Consider the following 2,439-nt stretch of genomic DNA (forward strand, 5'->3'; position numbering starts at 1 on the left):
CACGGGCCTGACGCTGGCGTTCGGTGACACTTCGGGCGGATTCCGGCGGCTGATCCAGATCGTCTTCGGCCTGTCGATCGCTTTCGCAGCTTCGTCCTTCTTCCTGTCGTTCTTCTCGTTCGGCGGCGGGGCGCTGGTGTAATGGAACCGTCCGCAGACACCGCCATCCCCGGCTACCATGTCCCGGTCCACCGGGCGCTGACCGAGCATATCTTGCTCGGCGGCGCCCCGCGCGGGCTTGCTATCGCCAACGCCACTTTGGCCGGAGCGATCGGGCTGGGCCTGCGCCTATGGATCGCCGGGATCGTCATCTGGGCGATCGGCCATGTCATCGCGGTCTGGGCGGCGAAGCGCGACCCGCAATTTGTGGACGTCGCGCGGCGGCACCTGCGCTTTCCCAACTTCCTGAGCGTGTGAGGCCCTTGGCGATGATGAGCTTGCGCGAATATCGGAACAAGGCCGACCGCCTGGCCGATTTCCTGCCTTGGGCGGCCTTGGTCGCTCCCGGCGTGGTGCTGAACAAGGACGGCAGCTTTCAGCGTTCGGCGCGGTTCCGCGGCCCGGACCTCGATTCCGCCACGCCTGCTGAGTTGGTGTCGGTGACGGCACGATTGAACAGCGCGCTGCGGCGGCTAGGTTCGGGCTGGGCGATCTTCGTCGAAGCCGCGAGGGCTGCGGCGCAGGACTATCCCGACAGCGCGTTTCCCGATCCGGCATCGGCGCTGGTCGAACGCGAACGCGCGGCACAGTTCGCCGAGGAAGGCGCGCATTTCGAGAGCCGCTATTACCTCACCTTGGTCTGGATGCCGCCCGCCGAGGACGCAGCGCGCGCCGAGACCTGGCTTTATGAGGGCAAGAGCGCGACCGGAGTCAATCCGCACGAGCTGCTGGCGACCTTCACCGACCGCACCGACCGGCTGCTGAGGCTGGTCGAAGGCTTCGTTCCCGAAATCGCCTGGCTCGATGACGGCGAAACGCTGACCTATTTGCATTCAACAGTCTCGAACAAGGCGCAGCGCGTCCGCGTTCCCGAAACGCCGATGCACCTCGACGCGCTGCTCGCCGACGAGGCGCTGGTTGGAGGACTCGAACCCCGACTGGGTGAGACGCATCTTCGCACCCTGACCGTGATCGGCTTTCCGAGCGCGACCTTCCCCGGCCTGCTCGACGAGATGAACCGGCTCGCCTTTCCCTATCGCTGGGCGACCCGCGCCATCATGCTCGACAAAACCGATGCAACGCGGCTGCTGGGCAAGATCCGGCGGCAATGGTTCGCCAAGAGGAAGTCGCTCGCGGCCATCGTCAAGGAGGTGATGACCAACGAGGCGTCGGTCCTGATGGACAGCGATGCCACCAACAAGGCCGCCGATGCTGATGCGGCGCTTCAGGAACTCGGCGCCGATCATGTCGGGCAAGCCTATGTCACCGCGACGGTGACGGTGTGGGACGCCGATCCCGCGCTCGCTGCCGAAAAGCTCCGGCTGGTCGAGAAGGTCATCCAGGGCCGCGATTTCACCGTGATTGCCGAAGGCATGAACGCGATCGAAGCCTGGCTCGGCTCACTCCCCGGCCACCTCTACGCCAATGTCCGGCAACCCCCGATCTCCACCATCAATCTGGCCCACATGATCCCCCTCTCCGCCGTGTGGGCCGGGCCGGAACGGGATGAGCATTTCGGTGCGCCCCCGCTGTTCTTCGGCAAGACCGAAGGCTCCACCCCGTTCCGGTTTTCGCTTCACGTCGGCGATGTCGGCCATACCCTGATCGTCGGGCCGACCGGGGCGGGCAAATCGGTGCTGCTTGCGCTGATGGCAATGCAGTTCCGCCGCTATGCAAACGCCCAGGTTTTCGCGTTCGATTTCGGCGGCTCGATCCGCGCGGCGGCGCTCGCGATGGGCGGCGACTGGCAGGACTTGGGGACAAGCCTCTCCGACGACAGCGCGGCATCGGTGCATCTGCAGCCGCTCGCGCGGATCGACGAACCCGCCGAACGCAACTGGGCGTCCGAATGGCTGGGGGCGATCCTCAGCAGCGAAGGCGTCGCGCTCGATCCCGCCGCCAAAGAGCATCTCTGGTCGGCGCTGACTTCGCTTTCGACTGCGCCGGTCGCCGAACGGACGCTGACCGGCCTTGCCGTGCTGCTCCAACGCCATGAACTCAAACAGGCGCTCGGTCCTTATTGCATCGGCGGGCCGTTCGGGCGGCTGCTCGATGCCGAAGCCGAACATCTGGGCGATTCCCCGGTCCAGGCATTCGAGCCCGAAGGGCTGACCGGCTCCGCCGCTGCGCCCGCCGTCCTCTCCTACCTGTTCCACCGGATCGAAGGTAAGCTCGACGGCTCGCCCACGCTGATCATCATCGACGAGGGCTGGCTGGTGCTCGATAGCCCGGCCTTCGCCGCGCAGCTGCGCGAATGGCTGAAGACGCTGCGCAAGAAGA

Annotated in this window: 3 protein-coding genes; all 3 read left to right on the forward strand. The window is 66.1% G+C overall.

The window, feature by feature from the left end:
• A partial coding sequence (locus Q0239_RS16620; protein WP_298604926.1) for a TrbC/VirB2 family protein occupies window positions 1-142 on the forward strand: 142 nt, incomplete at its 5' end.
• The gene (locus Q0239_RS16625) at window positions 142-417 is read left to right on the forward strand and encodes a VirB3 family type IV secretion system protein (RefSeq protein WP_298604924.1); all 276 of its coding nucleotides are present in this window, start codon (window positions 142-144) and stop codon (window positions 415-417) included. The genes Q0239_RS16620 and Q0239_RS16625, both read left to right, overlap by 1 nt.
• An 11-nt stretch (window positions 418-428) precedes the next feature.
• A partial coding sequence (gene trbE / locus Q0239_RS16630; protein WP_298604928.1) for a conjugal transfer protein TrbE occupies window positions 429-2,439 on the forward strand: 2,011 nt, incomplete at its 3' end.

This window comes from uncultured Sphingorhabdus sp. (assembly GCF_937872355.1).
Lineage (GTDB): Bacteria > Pseudomonadota > Alphaproteobacteria > Sphingomonadales > Sphingomonadaceae > Sphingorhabdus_B.

Bases quoted from the DNA above. Each gene is read 5' to 3' on its own strand.
- Q0239_RS16625 (WP_298604924.1), top strand. From the start codon at position 142: ATGGAACCGTCCGCAGACACCGCCATCCCCGGCTACCATGTCCCGGTC.